General features: G+C 65.0%; 1 protein-coding gene. It reads left to right on the top strand.

Annotated elements, in window-relative coordinates; genetic code table 11:
• A partial coding sequence (locus tag ENTMO_RS26785) for an MFS transporter (protein WP_041951465.1) occupies positions 1-571 on the top strand: 571 nt, incomplete at both ends.

Below are 571 nucleotides of genomic sequence, written 5' to 3'. Positions count from 1 at the left end.
CCTGCTGGCGCTGCCGCGCCCGAAAGTGAAAGCCAGCAAGGGCAAGCCGCTGCCGTTTCGCGCGGTGCTGGGGCGCGTCTGGCCATACGGGATGGCACTGGCGCTGGCGACCACCGGCTTTGGGGTGATCGCCACCTTCATCACCCTGTTTTACGACGCCAAAGGCTGGGACGGCGCGGCCTTTGCCTTAACCCTGTTTAGCTGTGCGTTTGTCGGCGCGCGTCTGCTCTTCCCGAACGGCATTAACCGTCTGGGCGGGCTGAACGTGGCGATGATCTGCTTTGCGGTCGAAATCGTCGGGCTGCTGCTGACCGGGATTGCCACTGCGCCGTGGATGGCGAAAATCGGCGTCTTTCTTGCGGGGGCGGGCTTCTCGCTGGTCTTCCCGGCGCTGGGCGTGGTGGCGGTGAAGGCCGTGCCGCAGCAAAATCAGGGGGCCGCGCTCGCTACCTATACAGTGTTTATGGATATGTCGCTGGGGATCACCGGGCCGCTGGCAGGGCTGGTGATGGCCTGGGCTGGCGTGCCGGTTATCTATCTGGCGGCGGCAGGTTTAGTGGTGCTGGCGCTG

The organism is Enterobacter mori LMG 25706, assembly GCF_000211415.1.
Lineage (GTDB): Bacteria > Pseudomonadota > Gammaproteobacteria > Enterobacterales > Enterobacteriaceae > Enterobacter > Enterobacter mori.
The sequence above is the reverse complement of the archived record's forward strand: the minus strand, read 5'-3'. Positions and strand labels throughout refer to the sequence as shown.